The organism is Ollibium composti, assembly GCF_004801285.1.
In the GTDB taxonomy this organism is placed as follows: Bacteria; Pseudomonadota; Alphaproteobacteria; order Rhizobiales; family Rhizobiaceae; genus Mesorhizobium; species Mesorhizobium composti.
In genome coordinates, this window is record NZ_SSNY01000001.1 from 57,289 (window position 1) to 78,326 (window position 21,038).

At 65.7% G+C, this 21,038-nt stretch carries 20 protein-coding genes; 14 read left to right on the forward strand and 6 right to left on the reverse strand.

Features of this window, described 5'->3' with window-relative positions:
• The first annotated feature begins 57 nt into the window (after nucleotides 1-57).
• The 8 genes from E6C48_RS00235 (at nucleotide 58) to E6C48_RS00270 (ending at nucleotide 9,255) form a co-directional block, all read left to right on the forward strand.
• The gene (locus E6C48_RS00235) at nucleotides 58-1,308 is read left to right on the forward strand and encodes a Zn-dependent hydrolase (protein ID WP_136352787.1); all 1,251 of its coding nucleotides are present in this window, start codon (nucleotides 58-60) and stop codon (nucleotides 1,306-1,308) included.
• Nucleotides 1,309-1,367: 59 nt separating this feature from the next.
• The gene (gene hydA / locus E6C48_RS00240; protein WP_136352789.1) at nucleotides 1,368-2,819 is read left to right on the forward strand and encodes a dihydropyrimidinase; all 1,452 of its coding nucleotides are present in this window, start codon (nucleotides 1,368-1,370) and stop codon (nucleotides 2,817-2,819) included.
• Nucleotides 2,820-2,865: 46 nt separating this feature from the next.
• Nucleotides 2,866-3,687, forward strand: coding sequence for an ABC transporter ATP-binding protein (locus tag E6C48_RS00245; protein ID WP_136352791.1), 822 nt, complete (start codon nucleotides 2,866-2,868; stop codon nucleotides 3,685-3,687).
• Nucleotides 3,688-3,860: 173 nt separating this feature from the next.
• Nucleotides 3,861-4,739: an ABC transporter permease gene (locus E6C48_RS00250; RefSeq protein WP_136352793.1), complete on the forward strand. Its 879-nt coding sequence runs from the start codon at nucleotides 3,861-3,863 to the stop codon at nucleotides 4,737-4,739.
• Nucleotides 4,736-5,893 (forward strand): ABC transporter permease, encoded by a 1,158-nt coding sequence (locus tag E6C48_RS00255; RefSeq protein ID WP_136352795.1) that lies wholly within the window; start codon nucleotides 4,736-4,738, stop codon nucleotides 5,891-5,893. Before E6C48_RS00250 ends, E6C48_RS00255 begins: the two co-directional genes overlap by 4 nt.
• A 49-nt stretch (nucleotides 5,894-5,942) precedes the next feature.
• Nucleotides 5,943-6,914: an ABC transporter substrate-binding protein gene (locus E6C48_RS00260; RefSeq protein ID WP_136352797.1), complete on the forward strand. Its 972-nt coding sequence runs from the start codon at nucleotides 5,943-5,945 to the stop codon at nucleotides 6,912-6,914.
• 135 nt (nucleotides 6,915-7,049) lie between these two features.
• The gene (locus E6C48_RS00265; RefSeq protein ID WP_136352799.1) at nucleotides 7,050-8,333 is read left to right on the forward strand and encodes a cystathionine gamma-synthase family protein; all 1,284 of its coding nucleotides are present in this window, start codon (nucleotides 7,050-7,052) and stop codon (nucleotides 8,331-8,333) included.
• A 112-nt stretch (nucleotides 8,334-8,445) separates the two neighbouring features.
• Nucleotides 8,446-9,255 carry a class I SAM-dependent methyltransferase gene (locus E6C48_RS00270; RefSeq protein WP_136352801.1) on the forward strand — a complete coding sequence of 270 codons (810 nt, stop codon included), beginning with the start codon at nucleotides 8,446-8,448 and terminating at the stop codon, nucleotides 9,253-9,255.
• Between the two features lie 24 nt (nucleotides 9,256-9,279).
• Here E6C48_RS00270 and E6C48_RS00275 read toward each other — a convergent pair whose 3' ends face one another.
• The 5 genes from E6C48_RS00275 to E6C48_RS00295 form a co-directional block, all read right to left on the reverse strand.
• A complete protein-coding gene (locus E6C48_RS00275; protein WP_230978627.1) occupies nucleotides 9,280-9,603 on the reverse strand; it encodes a BrnA antitoxin family protein in 324 nt (107 codons plus the stop codon).
• Nucleotides 9,604-9,694: 91 nt separating this feature from the next.
• Nucleotides 9,695-9,949, reverse strand: coding sequence for a BrnT family toxin (locus tag E6C48_RS00280; protein ID WP_136352805.1), 255 nt, complete (start codon nucleotides 9,947-9,949; stop codon nucleotides 9,695-9,697).
• A gap of 83 nt (nucleotides 9,950-10,032) precedes the next feature.
• Nucleotides 10,033-11,682 (reverse strand): thiamine pyrophosphate-binding protein, encoded by a 1,650-nt coding sequence (locus tag E6C48_RS00285; RefSeq protein ID WP_136352807.1) that lies wholly within the window; start codon nucleotides 11,680-11,682, stop codon nucleotides 10,033-10,035.
• Nucleotides 11,679-12,854: a CaiB/BaiF CoA transferase family protein gene (locus E6C48_RS00290; protein WP_136352809.1), complete on the reverse strand. Its 1,176-nt coding sequence runs from the start codon at nucleotides 12,852-12,854 to the stop codon at nucleotides 11,679-11,681. Before E6C48_RS00290 ends, E6C48_RS00285 begins: the two co-directional genes overlap by 4 nt.
• Before the next feature lie 54 nt (nucleotides 12,855-12,908).
• Nucleotides 12,909-13,862: an alpha/beta fold hydrolase gene (locus E6C48_RS00295; protein ID WP_136352811.1), complete on the reverse strand. Its 954-nt coding sequence runs from the start codon at nucleotides 13,860-13,862 to the stop codon at nucleotides 12,909-12,911.
• A gap of 394 nt (nucleotides 13,863-14,256) precedes the next feature.
• On the opposite strand from E6C48_RS00295, the gene E6C48_RS00300 reads away from it, so the two are divergent.
• From E6C48_RS00300 to E6C48_RS00325, 6 genes are all read left to right on the forward strand, one after another.
• The gene (locus E6C48_RS00300) at nucleotides 14,257-15,075 is read left to right on the forward strand and encodes a ribonuclease T2 family protein (RefSeq protein ID WP_407940931.1); all 819 of its coding nucleotides are present in this window, start codon (nucleotides 14,257-14,259) and stop codon (nucleotides 15,073-15,075) included.
• 142 nt (nucleotides 15,076-15,217) lie between these two features.
• Nucleotides 15,218-16,867, forward strand: a complete 1,650-nt coding sequence (gene ettA / locus E6C48_RS00305; RefSeq protein WP_136352815.1) for an energy-dependent translational throttle protein EttA — start codon at nucleotides 15,218-15,220, stop codon at nucleotides 16,865-16,867.
• A 53-nt stretch (nucleotides 16,868-16,920) separates the two neighbouring features.
• The gene (tam, locus tag E6C48_RS00310) at nucleotides 16,921-17,694 is read left to right on the forward strand and encodes a trans-aconitate 2-methyltransferase (protein ID WP_136352817.1); all 774 of its coding nucleotides are present in this window, start codon (nucleotides 16,921-16,923) and stop codon (nucleotides 17,692-17,694) included.
• Between the two features lie 142 nt (nucleotides 17,695-17,836).
• A complete protein-coding gene (locus tag E6C48_RS00315) occupies nucleotides 17,837-18,139 on the forward strand; it encodes a hypothetical protein (RefSeq protein ID WP_230978628.1) in 303 nt (100 codons plus the stop codon).
• Nucleotides 18,140-18,232: 93 nt separating this feature from the next.
• A complete protein-coding gene (locus E6C48_RS00320) occupies nucleotides 18,233-19,354 on the forward strand; it encodes a beta-ketoacyl-ACP synthase III (RefSeq protein ID WP_136352821.1) in 1,122 nt (373 codons plus the stop codon).
• Between the two features lie 14 nt (nucleotides 19,355-19,368).
• A complete protein-coding gene (locus E6C48_RS00325) occupies nucleotides 19,369-19,983 on the forward strand; it encodes an MOSC domain-containing protein (RefSeq protein WP_136352823.1) in 615 nt (204 codons plus the stop codon).
• Between the two features lie 12 nt (nucleotides 19,984-19,995).
• On the opposite strand, the gene E6C48_RS00330 is transcribed toward E6C48_RS00325, so the two are convergent.
• A complete protein-coding gene (locus E6C48_RS00330) occupies nucleotides 19,996-20,952 on the reverse strand; it encodes an aminotransferase class IV (protein ID WP_136352825.1) in 957 nt (318 codons plus the stop codon).
• Nucleotides 20,953-21,038 lie beyond the last annotated feature (86 nt).

Genomic DNA, 21,038 nt, shown 5'->3' on the forward strand with positions numbered 1-21,038 from the left:
GGCATGGGCGGCGTCGGGAACCGCCGCCCATGCGTCTTTGGAATGAGAGGAATGTGAATGGCTGCGCCAAGCGAGAATCTGCGAATCAATCCAGACCGTTTGTGGGATTCGCTGATGGAGATGGCGAAGATCGGTCCGGGCATCGCGGGAGGCAACAACCGCCAGACGCTGACCGATTCCGACAAGGAAGGCCGCGACCTGTTCAAGCGCTGGTGCGATGCATCCGGACTCGCCATGGGCGTTGACAGGATGGGCACCATGTTCATGACGCGGCCCGGCACCGACCCGGACGCGCTGCCGGTCTATGTCGGTTCCCATCTCGATACGCAGCCGACCGGCGGCAAGTATGACGGCGTGCTCGGCGTGCTTTCCGGCCTGGAAGTCGTGCGCACGCTGGACGATCTCGGCATCAGGACGAAGCATCCCATCGTCGTCACCAACTGGACGAACGAGGAGGGCGCCCGCTTCGCCCCGGCCATGCTGGCGTCGGGCGTGTTCGCCGGCGTGATCCCGCTCGACTACGCCTATGGCCGGACCGACATGGACGGCAAGAGCTTCGGCGACGAGTTGAAGCGCATCGGCTGGGTCGGCGACGAGGAGGTCGGCGCGCGCAAGATGCACGCCTACTTCGAATACCACATCGAGCAGGGGCCGATCCTCGAGGCCGAGAGCAAGCAGATCGGCGTCGTCACCCACGGGCAGGGCCTGTGGTGGTTGGAATTCACGCTGACCGGCAAGGAGGCGCATACCGGCTCTACGCCCATGGCGATGCGCGTCAATGCAGGGCTTGCCATGGCCCGCATTCTGGAGATGGTGCAGGAGGTTGCTCTTGCCAACCAGCCGGGCTGCGTCGGCGGCGTCGGCCAGATGAAATTCTCGCCCAATTCCCGCAACGTGCTGCCGGGCACGGTGGTTTTCACCGTCGACATTCGCTCGCCCGACCAGGCGAAGCTCGACGGCATGCGGGCGCGCATCGAGAAGGAGGCCGCCGCGATCTGCGCCAAGCTGGGCGTCGGCTGCGCGGTCGAGGCGGTCGGCCATTTCGATCCCGTCACCTTCGATTCCGTGCTGGTCGGGCGTGTGCGCGCGGCCGCCGAAAGGCTCGGCTACAGCCATATGAACATCATTTCGGGCGCCGGCCACGACGCCTGTTGGGCGGCGAAGGTCGCGCCGGCGACGATGATCATGTGCCCCTGTGTCGACGGCCTGTCGCACAACGAGGCCGAGGACATTTCCAAGGAATGGGCCGCCGCCGGCGCCGACGTGCTGTTCCATGCTGTCGTCGAGACGGCGGGGATCGTCGAATGACCTGAAGACATCTGCGAACGCAGCTCACCAGAAGCGCGAACGAACAAAGGAACGGGAACATGACCAGAGTTATCCGCAACGGCACCGTCGTGACCGCCGACCGTACCTACAAGGCCGACGTACTTGTCCAGCACGGCAAGATCGTTGCCATCGGGCCGGACCTGCACGGCGACCATGAATTCGACGCCACCGGCTGCTACTTGATGCCGGGCGGCATCGATCCGCACACCCATCTCGAAATGCCCTTCATGGGCACCTATTCGTCCGACGATTTTGAATCCGGCACCCGCGCCGCCCTTGCCGGCGGCACCACCATGGTGGTCGATTTCTGCCTGCCGGCGCCGCAGCAATCGCTGCTCGAAGCCCTGCAGATGTGGGACAACAAGACCTCGAAGGCGTCGTGCGACTACTCCTTCCACATGGCGATCACCTGGTGGGGCAAGCAGGTGTTCGACGAGATGGCGACCGTCGTCGACAAGGGCATCCCATCGTTCAAGCACTTCATGGCCTACAAGGGCGCGCTGATGGTGGACGACGACGAGATGTACGCCTCGTTCCAGCGTTGCGCAGCCCTCGGCGCGCTGCCTCTCGTCCATGCCGAGAACGGCGACGTGGTGGCGGCGCTTTCACAGAAGCTGCTGGCCGAAGGCAATAATGGGCCGGAAGGCCACGCCTTCTCGCGTCCGCCGGAAGTGGAGGGGGAGGCGACCAACCGCGCCATCATGATCGCCGACATGGCGGGCGTGCCGCTCTATGTCGTGCACGTTTCCTGCGAGCAGAGCCACGAGGCGATCCGCCGTGCCCGCCAGAAGGGCATGCGCGTCTATGGCGAGCCGCTGATCCAGCACCTGACGCTGGACGAGAGCGAGTATTTCGACAAGGACTGGGACCATGCCGCGCGCCGCGTCATGAGCCCGCCCTTCCGCAACAAGCTGCACCAGGATTCGCTGTGGGCGGGCCTGCAGGCGGGTTCTCTGCAAACGGTGGCGACCGATCATTGCGCCTTCACCACGGAGCAGAAGCGCTTCGGCGTCGGCGACTTCACCAAGATCCCCAACGGCACCGGCGGTCTCGAGGACCGCATGCCGGTGTTGTGGACGCGCGGCGTCAACACCGGCCGGCTGACGATGAACGAATTCGTCGCGGTGACGTCCACGAACATCGCCAAGATCCTCAACATGTATCCGAGAAAGGGCGCCATCCTCGAAGGGGCGGACGCCGACATCGTGGTGTGGGACCCGAAGAAGAAGAAGACGATTTCGGCCAAGGGCCAGCAGTCGGTCATCGACTACAACGTCTTCGAGGGCGTCGAGGTGACGGGCGTGCCGCGTTTCGTCTTCACGCGCGGGGAACTGGCGATCGACGACGGCAAGGTCGAAACCAGGCCTGGCCACGGCGAATTCGTCGCCCGCGAACCCTATCAGGCGGTCAACCGCGCGCTGTCGACCTGGAAGGAGATCACCGCGCCACGCAAGGTGGAACGCACCGGCATTCCGGCGACGGGGGTGTGAGCTTGCTCTGCATCGCATCGCCCAGCCGGACGGCAAGAACCCGCCCATGAACCAGCCAGCCAGCACCAAGCCAGCCACCGCCGAAACCGCCCGGCAAGTCGTATCGGCCAAGAACCTCGGCCTCACCTTCCAGACCAACGACGGCCCTGTGCAGGCGCTGTCGAATGTCGACCTCACCATCGGCAAGGGCGAGTTCGTGTCGTTCATCGGCCCGTCCGGCTGCGGCAAGACCACGCTGCTGCGCGTCATCGCCGATCTGGAAAAGCCGACCTCCGGCTCGATCTCGATCAACGGCATGAGCGCCGAGCAGGCGCGCGAGGCGCGCGCCTACGGCTACGTCTTCCAAGCGGCGGCGCTGTTTCCATGGCGCACCATCGAACGCAACGTGGCGCTGCCGCTGGAGGTCATGGGATTGCCGCGGGCGGAGCAGGCGCAACGCATCGCCCGCACGCTGGACCTGGTCAACCTGAAGGGGTTCGAGAAGAAATATCCGTGGCAGCTTTCTGGCGGCATGCAGCAGCGCGCCTCCATCGCCCGCGCGCTCGCCTTCGATGCCGACCTGCTCCTGATGGACGAGCCGTTCGGGGCGCTGGACGAGATCGTGCGCGACCACCTCAACGAGCAGTTGCTCGACCTGTGGGGGCGGACCTCCAAGACGATCTGCTTCGTCACCCATTCGATCCCGGAGGCGGTGTATCTGTCGACGCGCATCGTGGTGATGTCGCCGCGGCCGGGCCGCGTCACCGACGTGATCGAATCGACGCTGCCCAGGGAACGGCCGCTCGATATCCGCGAGACGCCGGAATTCCTCGCCATCGCCGCCCGCGTCCGCGACGGCCTCAGGGCAGGGCACAGCTATGAGGATTGATATTGGAAAATTGTGGTACGTCCTTCGAGGCTCGCTGCGCTCGCACCTCAGGATGAGGGAGGCTGGCGCTCACCTGTCAGGAGAGACTGGCACAAACGGTCCTCATCCTGAGGTGCGAGCGCAGCGAGCCTCGAAGGACGCACCGCAAATATTTTCGCCGGTTGGCGCCTGACATGGACTCTCTCCGCTCCAAGATCGTTCCCGTTTCCACCATCCTGGCCGGCATCGTGGTGCTCTGGTACGTCTTCGCCGTGGTGCTCAACGCGCCGTTCCAGCGCGATCTCGACCGGCGCGCGGGCGAGACGCCGACGACGATGGAATTCGTCGTCAGGACGCTGGCGCAGAAGAAGCCGACGCTTCCGGCGCCGCACCAAGTGGCGCAGAATTTCTTCGAGAACACTTTCCTGCGCAAGGTCACCAGCGCCCGCAGCCTCGTCTACCATTCGTGGGCGACGCTGTCGTCGACGCTGCTCGGCTTTACCTTCGGCACGATCCTCGGCATCGTCATCGCTGTCGGCATCGTCCATGTGACGACGCTCGACAAGAGCCTGATGCCATGGATCATCGCCTCGCAGACGATCCCCATCCTGGCGGTGGCGCCGATGATCATCGTGGTACTGGCCGCCGTCGGCATCACCGGGCTGATCCCCAAGGCGCTGATCTCGACGTATCTCTCCTTTTTCCCCGTCGCCGTCGGCATGGTGAAGGGGCTGCGCTCGCCCGAACTCATGCATCTCGACCTGATGCACACCTATAATGCCAGCCGCGCGCAGATCTTCTGGAAGCTGCGCGTGCCGGCCTCGGTGCCGTTCCTGTTCGCCTCGATGAAGGTCGCGGTCGCCGCCAGCCTCGTCGGCGCCATCGTCGGCGAACTGCCGACGGGTGCCGTTGCGGGCATCGGCGCCAAGCTGCTCGCCGGCGCTTATTACAGCCAGACCATCGACATCTGGGCGGCGCTGGTCGCCGGTTCGGTGGTGGCAGCGCTTCTGGTGGCGGCGGTCGGGTTGGCCAGCCGCATCGTCGAGCGTGCCATGGGCGGGAGGCCGGCATGACGGCGCGGCTCAAGCCCTCATGGCAGGCGGCGCTTGCCCTGTTGCTGGTCGTGATCGCCCTCGTCCTCGGCGCCATGACGCAGCCGGAAGCCGATGCCTTTGCCAGTCCGGCGGCCGGCGTCGCCTATCCCTATCTCGGCACCAAAAGCGTGATCCTCGGCCTGATCGGCCTTGCGGCGCTGGGCTCGATGCTGCGCCTGCGGCCGCTCGCCGAGGCGCTGGTGCTGTTCGTCGGCGCGCATGGAGCCGCGTGGCTGCTGCTTGCCGGCATCGGCGGTTTCGAGGGAACGGCGAAGGCGCCTTATTATTGCGCGCTGACAGCCGCGTGGCTGCTCGGCTGGCGCTGCGTGGCCGTGCTGTCTTCCATGCGACCGGCCGAACGCTGGGAGCGGCTGGCACTGAACCTTGTCGTTCCGGCGCTGTTCGGCGCCTGGCTGCTGATCCTGTGGGAAGCGGTCGTGCGCGGCGCCGGCATCCCCTTCATCCTCCTGCCGCCGCCGAGCGCCATCGGCGCGCGCATCGTCAACTCCTTGCCGATTCTCGGCGAGGACGTGCGCCAGACCATCTTCAAGGCAGTGCTGGTCGGCTATGTCGTCGGCTGCGCCGCCGGTTTCGTCGTCGCCATCCTAGCGGACCGCTTCCTGTTCCTGCGGCGCGGACTGATTCCGATCGGCAACCTCGTCTCGGCGCTGCCGATCATCGGCGTGGCGCCGATCATGGTCATGTGGTTCGGCTTCGATTGGCAGTCCAAGGCCGCCGTCGTCATCATCATGACCTTCTTTCCGATGCTGGTGAACACGGTGGCGGGGCTGGCGGCGTCCAGCCACATGGAGCGCGACCTGATGCGCACCTATGCGTCGAGCTACTGGCAGACGCTGTTCAAGCTCAGGCTGCCGGCGGCGGGCCCTTTCATCTTCAACGCGCTGAAGATCAATTCGACGCTGGCGCTGATCGGCGCCATCGTGGCCGAATTCTTCGGCACGCCGGTGGTCGGCATGGGCTTCCGCATCTCCACGGAAGTCGGGCGCATGAACATCGACATGGTATGGGCCGAAATCGCGGTTGCAGCCCTTGCGGGTTCGGTCTTTTATGGCGTGGTCGCGCTGTTGGAGAGAGCAGCCACGTTTTGGCATCCGTCTATCCGCGGGGGATAGGACGGTTTCAGGCAGGCATGACAACCAACCAGAACCAGAGGGTAACGGCATGAAAAAGCTTATCGTTTCTATGTTGGCGGGAGCAATGTCGCTGGCCGCTTTCCAGGCGATCGCCGCCGACAAGGTGACGCTGCAGCTCAAGTGGGTCACGCAGGCGCAGTTCGCCGGCTACTATGTGGCCAAGGACAAGGGTTTCTACGAGGAGGAAGGCCTTGACGTCGACATCAAGCCCGGCGGCCCGGATATCGCGCCCGAGCAGGTGATCGCCGGCGGCGGCGCCGACGTCATCGTCACCTGGATGGCGGCGGCCCTTGCGGCGCGCGACAAGGGCGTCAACCTCGTCAACATCGCCCAGCCCTACAAGAAGGCGGGCATGGAACTGGTGTGCCCGAAGGACGGGCCGATCAAGACCGAAGCCGACTTCAAGGGCCATACGCTCGGCGTCTGGTTCTTCGGCAACGAGTACCCGTTCTACGCCTGGATGCACAAGATCGGCCTGTCGACCGACGGCGGCCCGGACGGCGTGACCGTGCTCAAGCAGAGCTTCGACGTGCAGCCGCTGATCCAGAAGCAGGCGGACTGCATCTCGGTCATGACCTACAACGAATACGGCCAAGTGCTCGACGCCGGCTACAAGCCGGAAGACCTGATCGTCTTCAACTACACGGCCATGGGCAACGACCTGCTTGAGGACGGCCTCTACGCGATGGAGGACAAGCTCAAGGACCCGGCCTTCGAGGACAAGATGGTGCGCTTCGTGCGTGCCTCGATGAAGGGCTGGAAATACGCCACCGAGCATGTCGACGAAGCCGCCGGCATCGTCGTCGACAATGGCGGCCAGGACGAGAACCACCAGAAGTTCATGATGGGCGAGGTGGCCAAGCTGATCGACAACGCCGACGGCAAGCTCATCCCGGAAGCCTATGAGCGCACCGCCAAGGCGCTGCTCGACCAGAAGATCATCACCAAGGAGCCGACCGGCGCCTACACCACGGCGATCACCGACAAGGCTTCGCAGTAGTCGTCATCGGACGCTTCGAGCGCGAAAGGGGCGGGCGACCGCCCCTTTTTGTTTGCGCGGCGATGACGAGCCGATGGGGCGGGGTGTAGGCTGGCGGCCATGAAGGCTGCATAGCCGCAAATCCCGAGGATCATCATGACCGCTCCGCGTCCCTCCAAGACCCATATCGGCAACCACAAGCTCCATCCCGAAACGCTGATGCTCGGCTACGGCTTCGACCCGCTGCTCTCCGAGGGCGCGGTGAAGCCGCCGGTGTTCCTGACCTCGACCTTCGTGTTCAAGACGGCGGAGGAGGGGCGCGATTTCTTCGACTACACGGCCGGTCGCAAGGAGCCGCCGAGCGGCACCGCCGCCGGGCTCGTCTATTCGCGCTTCAACCATCCCAACAGCGAGATCGTCGAGGACCGGCTGGCCGTCTACGAGGGAACGGAAGCCTGCATCCTGTTTTCCTCGGGCATGTCGGCGATCGCCACCACGCTGCTTGCGCTGGCGCGGCCGGGCGACGTCGTCCTGCATTCGCAGCCGCTCTACGGTGGCACGGAGACGCTTTTGACGCGTACGCTGGCCGGCTTCGGCATCGCGGCCGTGGGCTTCGCCGACGGTGTCGACGAACAGGCGGTGCGCGCGGCGGCGGACGAGGCGGCGGCCAAGGGGCGCGTCGCCGTCATCCTGATCGAGACGCCCTCCAACCCGACCAACACGCTGGTCGATATCGCGCTGATGAAGAGGATCGCCGACGAGATCGGCGAAAAGCAGGGCTCGCGGCCGGTGGTCGCCTGCGACAACACCTTGCTCGGCCCGGTCTTCCAGCGGCCCATCGAGCATGGGGCGGACCTGTCGGTCTATTCGCTGACCAAATATGTCGGCGGCCATTCGGACCTCATCGCCGGCGCGGTGATGGGCTCCAAGGCGGCGACGAAGCCAATCAAGGCGCTGCGCGGCGCCATCGGCACGCAGCTCGATCCGCATTCGTGCTGGATGCTCGGCCGTTCGCTGGAGACGCTGTCGATCCGCATGCACAAGGCCAACGAGAATGCGCGCGCGGTGGCCGAATTCCTGCGGGACCACGCCAAGGTCACCCGCGTCCACTATCCGCCCTTCCTGCCTGCGGGGTCGCCGGCGGCGAAGGTGTTTTCCGCGCAGTGCAGCGGCGCCGGCTCGACCTTTTCGTTCGACATCAAGGGCGGCGAGGCGGCGGCCTTCGCCTTCCTCAACGCATTGCAGGTGTTCAAGCTGGCGGTGAGCCTCGGCGGCACGGAATCGCTTGCCAGCCACCCGGCGGCGATGACGCATTCGGGCGTGCCGTTCGAGGTGCGACAGAAGATCGGCGTGCTGGAAACCACCATCCGGCTATCGATCGGCGTCGAGCATCCCGACGATCTCGTCGCCGATCTCGCACAGGCGCTGGCGGCGGCCTGAGCTCCGTTGCCATCAACCGAAATGATGACAGGCGTCGTCGGGCGCTTCGTGGAACGCGGCTTCAGAGAGTGCTAATATTCGAGCGTCGTCGCACAGGCTGCAGGTGACACCCATGCTGGAAGCGGACAAGGCGTTTGCCGGCTCGGTCCCGGAAAATTACGACCGCTACATGGTGCCGTTGATTTTCGAGCCGTATGCCGCCGATCTCGCGCGGCGCGTGGCGTTGCTGTCGCCGGCCGCCATTCTCGAAATCGCCGCGGGCACCGGGGCCGTCACGCGGGCACTGGCGCCGGCGCTGTCGTCCGATGCGATCTATGTCGTGACCGACCTCAGCCGGCCGATGCTCGACCATGCCGCGTCACGGCAGCCTGCTGACAGCCGCATCCAATGGCTGAGGGCGGACGCTCTGGCATTGCCTTTCGAGGATGCTTCCTTCGACGTCGTCTGTTGCCAGTTCGGCGCGATGTTCTTTCCCGACCGCGTCGCCGGCCATCGCGAGGCGAGGCGGGTGCTGAAGCCCGGAGGCCATTTCCTGTTCAGCGTATGGGACCGCATCGAGGAAAACGTCTTTGCCGACGACGTGACGAAGGCGCTGGCGCAGATGTTTCCGGACGACCCGCCACGCTTCATGGCGCGGACGCCGCACGGCTACCACGATACGGCATTGATCCGCAGCGATGTCGAAGCCGCCGGTTTCTCCCGCGTGACGATCGAGACGAAAGCCGAGCAAAGCCGCGCTCCCTCGCCGCGTTTCGCGGCGCTCGCCTATTGCCAGGGCACCCCGGTTCGCGACGAAATCGAAGCCAGGGCGGGCAACCTGGAAGCAGCAACCGACCGTGCCGAAGCCGCACTTGCAGACAGGCATGGACACGGCGCGATTGCCGCCAAGATCCAGGCGCACGTCATCGTGGCCTCGGCGTGATAGCGGCCTGCGACCTCCTCGATCTTACGGCGCGGCCTTGTCGAGAGCCGCTGCCATCTTCGCGCGCCAATCTTTTCCGGTTGCCTTGAAACGGGCCAAGGTCGACGGATCAAGTCGAAGCGTCACCGCTTCCTTGGGACTGTCGATCCGCGGCCGGCCGCGCGAACGCTGGATGCTTTCGTAAAGCTCCGGCAAGGCTTCCTTAAGCGGTTTGGCCCGGGCAAGTTCCTCCGCCGTGAGCGGTCGCTCGATCTCGGGGTCGGGGCCGATCAGTTCGCCGGTCGCGTCGTCCACCCACCAGCCGTCCGCGTCCTGATGGACGCCACCGGCTGCGATCAACGCCTTCATCTGGCGGTCGTACTCCTTCCAACGCCGGTCCATTTCGGCGACATCTGCTTCGGAGTCGCCAAGGTCCTTAGTGACGAAGGCCGGCCATTTTCTAGTCATCGATCTGCCTCCGTTCTTTTCGACTTGCCGGCCGCATGGAAATCACCGCAAGCGCCTCTGTTCCCAGCGGGCGGAACACCACCGCAATGATCAGCCGGCCTTGAAATTCTCCTATCGCCGAAAGGCGATCGTGCATTGCCGGCAGAACGCGGGCGGTCATCAAGAAATCTAGGGAGAGGTCAGCGAAATCCAAGCCGTGCTTAGCGATGTTGCGTTGCCGCTTTCGCTCATCCCAGACTATTTCCATAGATTATTCGCACACAAAAATTCCCGGAGGTCAAGAATAAATGTGTACGAAAAACCTATTGTCGGACGAAGGCCCGTGCGACCTCAGCGCTTGTCGCGGATGTCGCTCAGCGTGCGGGTCGGCGTGATCGCCTCGGGGTCGAGCTTGACCTCGATGATGGCCGGCTTGCCGCTTGCGCGCGCGCGCTCGAAGGCCGGGGCGAAATCCTCGGTCTTCTCAACCGTCTCGCCATGACCGCCGAAGGCGCGGGCGTAGGCGGCGAAATCGGGATTGCGCAACATGGTGCCGGAAACGCGACCGGGATATTCGCGCTCCTGGTGCATGCGGATGGTGCCGTAGATGCCGTTGTTCAGGATCACGACGATGATGGGCAGGTCGTACTGGACGGCGGTCGAGAATTCCTGCCCGTGCATGAGGAAGTCGCCGTCGCCGGCCCATACGATCACCTCCCTGTCCGGGAACACGCTTTTCGCGCCGACGCCGGCCGGCAGGCCGTAGCCCATCGAGCCGGAGGTGGGGGCGGCCTGCGTGTTGTAGCGGCGGAAGCGGTGGAAGCGGTGCATCCAGGTGGCGAAATTGCCGGCGCCATTGCAGATGATGGCGTTTTCCGGCAGCGCGCCTTCCAGATACTCCACGATCGGGCCCATATGGACCGCGCCGGGGCCGGTCTTCGGCGGCGTCGACCAGGCGAGGTAGTCGGCGTGCGCCTGCTTTGTCTCGGCGGCCCAGTTCGGCGAGGCCGGACCCTTGCGCTTCGCGAAGGCTTCCACGAAGGCGGCGGGCGAGGCGTTGATCGCCAGTGTCGGGCGATAGACGCGGCCGAGCTCGTTGGCGTCGGCATGGACATGGACCAGCTTCTGGTCCGGGTACGGGCTTTTCATCAGCGTGTAGTCGGAGGACGGCATCTCGCCGAAACGGCCGCCGACCAGCAGGATCAGGTCGGCCTCCTTGACTCGCTGGGCGAGCTTCGGGTTCAGGCCGATGCCGACGTCGCCGGCATAGTTTTCGTGCAGGTGATCGAACAGCATCTGGCGGCGGAAGGAGACGCCGACCGGCAGCGCCCAGTTCTCCGCGATCTGCCGCATGTCGGCGACGGCCTGTTCGCCCCAGCGGGTGCCGCCGAGGATGACGAACGGCTTCTTCGCCGCATTGAGCAGCGTTTCCAGTTCCGCCAGCTCGGCCTCGCCCGGCCGGGTCTCGACCGGCGTGAAGGGCAGGGCGGAAGGCGCTTCGACCTCGTCGGTCAGCATGTCTTCCGGCAGCGAGACGATCACCGGGCCGGGGCGGCCGGAGGTGGCCACCGCAAAGGCGCGGGTGACGAGCTCGGGAATGCGGGCGGCGTCCTCGATCTCGACCACCCATTTGGCGATGTCGCCGAAGAAGGCCTTGTAGTCGACCTCCTGGAACGCCTCGCGGTGTTTCGCGTGCGCGGCGATCTGGCCGATGAACAGGATCATCGGAACGGAATCCTGCATGGCGATGTGGATGCCGGCGGAAGCGTTGGTGGCGCCGGGGCCGCGCGTGACGAAGCAGATGCCGGGGCGGCCGGTCAGGCGGCCTTCGCAGTCGGCCATCATGGCCGCGCCGCCTTCCTGGCGGCAGACGACGGTCTTGATCGAGGAATCGTGCAGCGCGTCGAGCACGGCGAGGTAGCTTTCACCGGGAACGCAGAAGATGCGCTCGACCGCGTTCGCTTCCAGCGCCTCGACGATCAGTTGTCCGCCCGTCTTCATGGTTTGCGTTTCTCCAGTTCGGCGAGGATTTCGTCCGTGTGCTCGCCGAGCCGGGGCGAGGGACGGGAATAGTTAAGCGGTGTTTCGCTCATGACCATCGGCGCGCGCACCGAAGGCAGCGCATTGCCGTGGCCGTCGTCGAGGTCCATGCGCATGCCGCGCGCGGCCACCTGCGGGTCGGCGAACATCTGGCCGATTGTGTTGATGGGGCTGGCCGGCACGCCGGCGGCCTCCAGCTTCGGCAAAAGAGCTTCGCGGGTGAAGACGGCAAGAGCGGCCACCATATGGCCGCGAAGCGCCGCGCGGTTGGCGACGCGGGCGGAATTGGTGGCGAAATCGGGATTCTTCACCAGCGCGTCGAGGCCGACGACGCCGCAGAACTTTGCGAACTGGCCGTCATTGCCGACGGCAAGGATGAAATGCCCGTCCTTCACCGGCAGCACCTCGTAAGGCGCGATGTTGGGGTGCGCGTTGCCCATCTGCACCGGCGAGTTGCCGGACACCAGATAGTTCAGGTTCTGGTTGGCGAGCACCGAGACCTGGGAATCGAACAGCGCCATGTCGATGTGCTGGCCCTGTCCGGTCGCCTCGGCATGGCGCAACGCGGCCTGGATGGCGACGACCGAATAGAGGCCCGTGAAGATGTCGGTGACGGCGACGCCCACCTTCTGCGGCTCGCCGCCGGCCGGGCCGGTGATCGACATCAGGCCGGACATGCCCTGCACGATGAAATCGTAGCCCGCGCGGGCCGCATAAGGACCATCCTGGCCGAAGCCGGTGATGGAACAATAGACGAGGCGCGGGTTGATCGCCTTCAGGCTCTCGTAGTCGAGGCCGTATTTCTTCAGGCCGCCAAGCTTGAAGTTCTCGATCAGCACGTCGGCGGTGGTGACGAGGCGGCGCACGGTCTCCGCGCCTTCCGGCTTGGAGAAATCGATCGCGACCGAGCGCTTGCCGCGATTGCAGGCGTGATAGTAGGCCGCCGACAGGTTCCCGCCGTCATGGCCGGTGACGAAGGGCGGCCCCCATTTGCGGGTGTCGTCGCCGCCGTCCGGGTTTTCGACCTTGATGACGTCGGCGCCGAGGTCGGCCAGCAACTGCCCGGCCCACGGGCCGGCGAGGATGCGGGCAAGCTCGATGACGCGGATGCCTTTAAGCGGTGGTTCAGCCATGGATCACCGGGAAATGGTCGGATGGGGAGGCTCTATCAAGCCCGCCGCCGTCTGTCACTGGCCTTGCGATGGGCCAGAACGGCGCAGCGCGCCGTCCGCCCAGGCGACGAAATCCGCCATGATAACGTTTCGATTCACCTCGTTGAGGCTTTCGTGCCGGGTTTCCGGATAAATCGTTGAAACCAGATTCGAAAAACCCATCCGCCGCATGCGGCCCGCCAGGTGCGTGACAGCCCTGCCGCCGTCGGTCGCCGGGTCCTTTTCCCCGCCGACGAGCAGGACGGGCAGGTCGCGGCGCATGGCGGCGAAGTTGGCGTCGTCGGCGCCGGCGAAGATGAAGCCGAACAGGTCGCGCCACAGCGACACAGAGGCATCCCAGCCGCACAGCGGATCGGCGATGTAAGCGTCGACCTCGGCCGCGTCCCGCGACAGCCAGTCGAATGGCGTGCGATGGTTCGGCACCGCCTTGCCCCATGCCTGGAACGTCAGCTTCGGCAGCAAGCGCGATGGCACGTCGGAGCCGAGACGGAACCGCTCCCATGCCAGGATGGCGAGTGCGGCGCGCCCGGCGAGGCCGGCGGTGAAATTGACGTTCCAGACGGCGGCGGCATGGACGCGCGTCGAATGTCGCAGCAGGAAATTCAGGGCGATCAGCCCGCCCATGGAATGGCCGAACAGGATCACCGGCAGGCCAGGGTTTTCCTTGGCGATCAGGCCGTGAACGGCGGCGACGTCGGCCAGCACCTTGTCGCCGCCGCCGGCTTCGGCAAAGCGCCCGGGCGGGGCGTCAGGCGCCTTCGTGTGGCCGTGGCCACGGTGGTCGTGGGCGTAGGTATGAAAACCGCGTTCGCTGAGAAAATCGGCGAAGCGCGCATAGCGCGCCGCGTGCTCGGCCAGCCCGTGATTGATCTGCACGACGGCGCGGGCTGGGGCGACCGCGCGTTTCGTGTAGAGGTTAAGTGCTGCGCCCGTAGGCGAGGCGAGTGTCGTACTGTTGTCGAACGGCATGGTCCGCCAACTGATGAGCACGGTGCGGCGCGGCGTCAAGAACTGTTTGTTCAGTATCGAGTGGCAATGAAAAGCGGTGCCGGATGATGGCAATTTTCCACATTGCGGCTTGCCTGTCCGTGCGCCTCGCTGCAATTCTGGCGCGGTGCCCGTGGCAATGTCGGGCTGCATCGGGGTCGGCAAGGAAAGCGCCATGCGAAAAAATTGGGTCCTCCTGGCAGTAGCGACGGGATTGTTTCTCGGCGACCCCGCACATGCCGAGGTAAAGCTGAGCGGCTCCTTCGTCGCAACCCGCGTCTGCGCGGCAACCCAGTCGATCAAGACGGCAAAGAATCCGGGCAACGTCGCGACCGAAGCCGGGAAGACCTACGATCTTCTCGCCGGCAACAAGGCGATGCCGACGCACTACCTGATCGAGGTTCCCGGTGCCGATCCCGACCGGCGCTGGGTCAAGGTGACGTGCGGCCATCTGGCCGGTGGTCAGGCCACCGAGGCGCCGGCTGCCGTGCCTGACAAGGATGCAGGCAAGGCTGCCGCGTCCGCAGGCGGCAAGCCGGAATATGTGCTGGCGCTGAGCTGGCAGCCGGCCTTCTGCGAGACGAAATCGAAGAAGCCGGAGTGTCGCGCCCAGACGGCGGAAAGGTTCGATGCCGCGCATTTCACCCTGCACGGGTTGTGGCCGCAGCCGAACGGCAATTTCTACTGCGGGGTCAAGGCCTCCGACCGGGCCAACGACAAGCCCGACCGCTGGAACGACCTGCCGGCGGTGACGCTCGATGCAGCGACCCGGCAGGAACTGGACACAGTCATGCCCGGCACGCAATCGGCGCTGGAGCGGCACGAGTGGATCAAGCACGGCACCTGCTCTGGCATGGACCAGCAGGCCTATTTCTCGGCGGCGCTGGCGCTGGCGCGGACCGTCAATGCTTCGCCTGTGCGTGACCTTTTCGTGCAGAATGTCGGCCACGACCTGACCTCCGACCAGATCCGCGGCGCCTTCGACGCGGCATTCGGCCAGGGTGCGGGCGACCGGGTCAGGGTGTCCTGCGTCAAGGACCCGTCGAATGGCCGACGCATGATCGGCGAGATCACGCTGGGGCTGGCGGGAGTGCCGGGGAGCGACGGCAAGCTTGCCGACATGCTGCTGGCGTCGGCGGCGACCGGCAATGCCGGCTGTCCGAAGGGGCTGGTGGACGCCGCCGGGCATCAGTAGGCCCGGGGGCTGCCCTGCGCGGATCATCGCGCCAGCCGGCCGCGACCGAAAGGCGATTGCCGTTTCGGCGCCTATCGCCTACATAGCGGCCAACTCCGGCTATCCGGCAAATCCACAAAGATCGATCAGGGAAACGCCAAGCGTGGCACGCCAGTTCATCTATCACATGTCCGGCCTCTCCAAGGCCTACGGCACCAAGAAGGTGCTCGACAACGTCCATCTGTCCTTCTACCCGGACGCCAAGATCGGCATCCTCGGCCCCAACGGCGCCGGCAAGTCGACCATCCTCAAGATCATGGCCGGGATGGACAAGGAGTTCCAGGGCGAAGCCTGGCTGGCCGAAGGGGCGACCGTCGGCTACCTCGCGCAGGAGCCGCAGCTCGACCCGAACAAGACCGTGTTCGAGAACGTCATGGACGGGGTCAAGAAGAAGACCGCCATCACCGAGCGCTACAACGAACTGATGATGAATTACTCCGACGAGACGGCTGACGAGTCCGCGCAGTTGCAGGACGAGATGGACCGGCTCAACCTGTGGGACCTCGAACAGCAGGTCGAGATGGCGATGGAGGCGCTGGCCTGTCCGCCCAAGGACGCCGACGTCACCACGCTTTCGGGCGGCGAGCGCCGCCGTGTGGCGCTGTGCCGGCTGCTGCTCGAACAGCCCGACCTGCTGCTGCTCGATGAGCCGACCAACCATCTCGACGCCGAGACGACGCAGTGGCTGGAGAAGCATCTGCGCGACTATCCGGGCGCCGTGCTCATCATCACCCACGACCGCTACTTCCTCGACAACGTCACGGGCTGGATTCTCGAGCTCGATCGCGGCCGCGGCATTCCCTACGAGGGCAACTACACCAAGTATCTCGATGCCAAGGCCAAGCGCCTGATCCAGGAAGGCCGCGAGGATGACGCCCGCCAGAAGGCGATCTGGCGCGAGCGCGAGTGGATCGCGTCCTCGCCCAAGGCGCGCCAGACCAAGTCCAAGGCGCGCATCAGTGCCTATGAGGACCTGCTGGAACAGGCCAACAACCGCAAGCCGACCGACACGCAGATCGTCATCCCGACCAGCGAGCGGCTGGGCAACGTCGTCATCGAGGTCGAGGGGCTGAAGAAGGGCTTTGGCGATGAGGTGCTGATCGAGGACCTGTCGTTCCGGCTGCCGCCGGGCGGCATCGTCGGCATCATCGGCCCGAACGGCGCCGGCAAGACGACTCTGTTCAAGATGATCACCGGCCAGGAGCAGCCGGACGACGGTTCCATCCGCAAGGGCGAGACGGTCAGGCTCGGCTATGTCGACCAGAGCCGCGACGCTCTCGACCCGAACAAGACCGTTTGGGAGGAAATCTCCGGCGGCGCCGAGGTCATCAAACTCGGCAAGCACGAGGTGAATAGCCGCGCCTACTGCTCGTCCTTCAACTTCCGCGGTGGCGACCAGCAGCAGAAAGTCGGCTCGCTTTCGGGCGGCCAGCGCAACCGCGTGCACCTGGCCAAGATGCTGAAGAACGGCGGCAACGTTCTCCTCCTCGACGAACCGACCAACGACCTCGATACCGAGACGCTTGCCGCGCTTGAGGACGCGCTGGAAGCCTACGCCGGCTGCGCCGTCATCATCAGCCACGACCGCATGTTCCTCGATCGCCTCGCCACCCACATGCTGGCCTTCGAGGGCGACGCGCATGTCGAGTGGTTCGAAGGCAACTTCGAGGACTACGAGAAGGACAAGGTGCGGCGGCTGGGACCGGAAGCGCTTACCCCGCACCGCATGACGCACAAGAGGTTGACCCGCTGATTTGAAGACGCCCCGCCACCCGAGCGGGGCGTTTTGTTTAAAGGAGCATGCCAATGGCCGACTGGTCCGCCGCGCAGTATCTGAAATTCGAAGACGAGCGCACGCGGCCGGCTCGCGATCTGCTGGCTCAGGTGCCGGTGGCGAAGCCGAAACGCGTGGTCGATATCGGCTGCGGGCCGGGCAATTCGACCGAGTTGCTGGTCGAGCGATGGTCTGAGGCGAAGGTGAGCGGGTTCGACACCTCGCCGGACATGATCGAGAAGGCGAGGGTGCGCCTCCCGGACGTTTCCTTCGAGCTTGCGGATGCCGAAGGCTGGACGCCCGAGGAGCCGGTCGACGTCATCTTCGCCAATGCCGTTTTCCAGTGGCTGCCGCAGCATCCGGCTGTGTTCAAGCGGCTGATGGGGCTGCTGGCGCCGGGCGGGGCGCTCGCCGTGCAGATGCCGGACAATCTGTCGGAGCCGTCGCACAGCCTGATGCGCGCGGTGGCGGCGGAGGCGCCCTTCGCGGACAGGCTGAAAGGGGCGGCGCGGGCGCCGCTGCCGCCGGTGTCGTTCTACTACGACTTGCTCAAGCCGCTCTCGGCGCGGCTCGATATCTGGCACACGCATTACTACCACCCGCTCGCCGGTCCAACGGCCATCGTGGAGTGGCTGAAGTCGACCGGGCTGAAACCCTTCATCGACCCGTTGGACGAAGACGAACGGCGCCTGTTCCTCGACCGCTACCTGGCGCGGATCGCTGAGGCCTATCCGCCGGCGGCCGACGGCAAGGTGCTGTTGAAGTTCCCGCGCCTGTTCATCGTGGCGATTCGCGGCGCGGATTGAGTCGCGATCCTCGGTCGGCTTCATAGGGCTTGACCCAATTTTGCCGTCATGTCCGTGTCAGCAAGGCGCGGCCGCCCGGATGGAGGCGGCGTTCGGAACGGGGGTTCGGATGATTTCAGGCAGGATTCTTCTCGGTGGAGGCTTGTGCGTTGCGACCATGCTGGCTTTGTCGTCCGGCGCGGAGGCCAAGCGGGCGCGCTGCTTCACCACGGACGACGGCTATTACCAGTGCAATTTCAGGGGGCTGGACGATGTCGGCAGCTTCCGCCTCTCGGCGCCCGGCTACCCGACGATCACGCTGGAAGTCGACCAGCCGGGTTTCGCCTTCGGGTTCATCAATCTCGGCGGGCGCAACGTTCCGCTGCCCGGCCAGTATGTGCGCAGCCGCGACGACGGCGCCTGCTGGAACAATCCGGAAACCAACACCAGGGTCTGCGCCTGGTAGATACCGGAAACGGTGGCGGCTCGTCCTGACTTGGCGTAAACGGTCGGTGCGCCATCATGCGGCGCGACAGGCCCAGTGCAGACGGGACCGGACATGAATCGCACCATCATCAGCGGTATCGGCGTCGAGATTCCGGAGCCGGTCATCACCAACGAGGAGCTTGTCGCCTCCTTCAACGCCTGGGTGGACGCCGAGAACCCGAAGCGCGAAGCGCGCGGCGAACCGCCGCTGCAGAAGTCGGATGCCGCTTTCATCGTCCACGCCTCGGGCGTGCGCCAGCGCCATGTCATCGAGCGCGAAGGCATCCTCGATCCGGCGCGCATGGCGCCGCGCATTGCGCCCCGGCCGGACGAGGCGCTTTCCCTGCAGGCCGAATTCGGGATGGCGGCGGCGCGCAAGGCGCTGGCGAACGCCGGCGTCGACCCGGCCGACGTCGATATGGTGATCTGCTCGTCCTCGCACCTGCAGCGGCCCTATCCGGCCATCGCCATCGAGATGCAGCAGGCGCTCGGCACCAGGGGAGCGGGCTTCGACATGGGGCTCGGCTGTTCCTCGGCGGCGGCCGCACTTCACGTCGCCGTCAACCTCGTGCGCACCGGCGCGCAGAAGCGCGTGCTGGTCGTGGTGCCGGAGATCATCACCGGCCATCTCAACTTCCGCGACCGGCAGACGCATTTCATTTTCGGCGACGCAGCCGTTTCCATGGTGGTGGAGGCGATCGGCGAGGGCGAGACGCGGCCCGGCCGCTTCGAGGTGCTCGACACGCGCACCTGGACGCAGATGTCGAGCAACATCCGCACCAATCTCGGCTACCTGACGCGCACCGGCCTCGACAATCCCTGGGTCATCGATCTCGAAGGCCACATGATCAGGCAGGTCGGCAACAAGGTGTTCAAGGAAGTCACCATCGCCGGCCATCGCTTCATCGTCGATTTCCTGGCCGAGCACGGGCTGACGCCGGAAGGCATCCGCCGTTTCTGGCTGCATCAGGCCAATGCGCGCATGAACGCCATGATCCTGAAACTCGCCTTCGGCCATGAGGTCGGCCACGACCGCGCGCCGATGGTGCTTGACCGGCTGGGCAACACGGCGGGCGCCGGCGCGGTCGTCGCCCTGGCGGAGAACCATGCAGACCTGAGACAAGGCGATTTCGGCCTGCTATGCGCCTTCGGCGCCGGCTATTCCATCGGCGGCGCGCTGCTGAGGATGATGTGACCGGGCGGGCCGCGATGTTCGATCTGCCGCCGGCGGACAGGGAGGCCGAGATCGTTCCGGTGCGCAAGCTCTCGGCACGCGTCGCCGGCGTGTTCAGCGCGACGGGCGACCATTTCGAAACACATGCGGCCGGCGAGCTGGTGCTGGGTTACGACGGCATCGAGGGCGATTTCCATGCCGGCATCACGCGCCGCGCTGGCGGTCGCGAGCCTTGGTATCCGCGCGGCACCGAGATGCGCAACGCGCGCCAGATTTCCATCGTCTCGGCGGACGAGATGGTGGTGGTGGCCGGGCGCATGGGCATCGCGGCCATCGAGCCGGAATGGGTCGGCGCCAACCTCGTGGTCGAGGGCGTGCCGAACCTGTCCATGCTGCCGGCCGGAACACTTTTGTTCTTCAAGGGCGGCGCGACGCTGAAAGTCGATGCGCAGAACCATCCCTGCCGTTACGCCGGCCGTCTGGTGGCGGAGCGCGCCGGCATGGCCGATCCGGAAGCCGGCGCGCTCGCCTTCGCCAAGCTGGCCAAACGCCTGCGTGGGCTGGTCGCCTGGGTGGAGAAACCGGGCACGGTCAGGGCCGGCGAGGCCGTTTCCGTCCGCATTCCCGAGCAGTGGATCTATCGCGGCTGAGAACCGGCGGTTTCAGGGGTAGCGCACCGCCGTCGACCAGGCGGGGTCGTCGTGCCGTTCCCAGTAGAGCGCCTTCAGTCTCGCGGTGACGGCGCCGACCGTGCCGCCGGCGACGGGCGCGCCGTCGATCCGCGTCACCGGCATGATGCCGCCGGCCGTCGAGGTGATGAACACCTCGTCCGCGCCTTTGAGGGCGGGCACGGAAAGGGCGGCAGCGCTGGCCGGCAGGCCGATCTCGGAGCTAAGGTCGAAGACGGTCCGGCGGGTGATGCCGGGCAGCACGCCCACGGCCGGCGTCGTCAGCGCGCCATCCTTGACGGCGAAGACGTTGAAGCCCGGGCCTTCGGCGACATTGCCGTCGAAATCGAGGAGCAGCGCGGTCTCGGCGCCGCGGTCGTAGGCGTCGTAGAGGCCGCGCACCAGATCCAGCCAGTGGTAGTTCTTGATCGCCGGGTCGACCGACGCCGGCGGGATGCGTACGCGATCGCTGATGGCGACGTGCAGGCCTCGTTCCATCTGCTCGGCATTGGCGACGGAGCCGAAGGGGACAGCGAAGGCCATGAAGCGGTTCACCGCGTCGCGCGGGTCGCGACTGAAGGTCGGCGAAGCGCCGCGTGTGCACAGCATTTCGACATAGGCGCTGCGATGGCCGGAAAGCGCCACGCAGTCGTGCAGGATGCCGGCCACGGCCTCGCGGTCGAACGGGATGCTCATGCGCAACAGCTTGAGTCCGCCGAAGAACCGCTCGATATGCAGGTCCAGCCGGAAGAAGCGGCCGTTCCACACATGCGCCGTGTCGTAGGTCGCGTCGGAATGCAGGAAACCGTAGTCGAGGACCGAGACCTTGGCCTGCGACACCGGCACGAACTGTCCGTCGAGGAAGGCGACACCCTCGGGATAGGCATGCGGATCGGTGTGGCGCTCGGCAAGGCGGGGCAGTGGCCTCGAGGGCGTGACGGGCTGATCCATGCCTCTCTCCTTTTGCTCGTACTTTTCTTTCGCGAAGGGTGGGCGGTTATGGGGGCGGGGCCAAGCGGCAGATGCCGCTATCCTAT